1 protein-coding gene is annotated in these 1,065 nt (G+C 71.9%); it reads left to right on the top strand.

The window, feature by feature from the left end; all coding sequences use genetic code 11:
• Positions 1 to 906: amidase family protein (locus tag D471_RS0108075; protein WP_017598146.1), on the top strand; the 906-nt coding region annotated here is incomplete at its 5' end.
• Positions 907 to 1,065 lie beyond the last annotated feature (159 nt).

Raw genomic sequence — 1,065 nt, forward strand, 5'->3', positions numbered from 1 at the left:
GGCGGTTCCTCCCGGTACGGGATGATCGCCTTCGCCTCCTCCCTGGACACCCCCGGCCCGTTCGCGCGCAACGTGCTCGACGCGGCCCTGCTCCACGAGGCGTTCTCCGGCCACGACCCGCACGACTCCACCTCCATCGACGCGTCGGTGCCTCCGGTCGTGGACGCCGCCCGCGTGGGCGACATCGACGGCCTGCGGGTCGGCGTGGTCAAGGAGCTGGACAGCGACGGCTTCCAGCCGGGCGTGCGCCAGCGCTTCCACGAGACCATCGAGCTCCTGGAGTCCCTGGGCGCGAAGGTCGTGGAGCTGTCCTGCCCGAGCTTCGACGCGGCGCTGTCGGCGTACTACCTCATCGCCCCCAGCGAGTGCTCCTCGAACCTGGCCCGCTTCGACGCCATGCGCTACGGCCTGCGCGTGGGCGACGACGGCACGCGCAGCGCCGAGGAGGTCATGTCGCTGACCCGCGCCGAGGGCTTCGGCGCCGAGGTCAAGCGCCGCATCATCCTGGGCACCTACGCGCTGTCCAGCGGGTACTACGACGCCTACTACGGCAGCGCGCAGCAGGTGCGCACGCTCATCAAGCGCGACTTCGACGCCGCCTTCGAGAACGTGGACGTCCTGGTCTCCCCGACCACGCCGACCACGGCGTTCCCCATCGGCGAGCGCTCGGACGACCCGATGGCGATGTACCTGGCCGACCTGTGCACGATCCCGTCCAACCTGGCCGGGAACGCGTCGCTGTCGGTGCCGTGCGGCCTGGCGCCCGAGGACGGCCTGCCCGTGGGCTTCCAGATCATGGCTCCGGCCCTGGCCGACGACCGCACCTACCGGGTGGCGGCGGCCGTCGAGCGCGCACTCGCCGAGCGCGACGGCGACCTGCTCGCCCGCAGCCCCTACGCGGTTTAGGGCCTGTCGCTCGGAACGGTCACCCGAGGGGTGTCGTTCGGGCACCCGAACAAGGTGTGTGTCGAGCCGTCAGGCGTCGATTGAGGGTGGCCGCCCCGCCGCGGAGCGGTTCCCGTACGTCGGGGTCTGAGTGTGCCCGCCGTGTCCGACACGGCGGGG

The sequence above is a fragment of the Nocardiopsis lucentensis DSM 44048 genome (assembly GCF_000341125.1).
In the GTDB taxonomy this organism is placed as follows: domain Bacteria; phylum Actinomycetota; class Actinomycetes; order Streptosporangiales; family Streptosporangiaceae; genus Nocardiopsis; species Nocardiopsis lucentensis.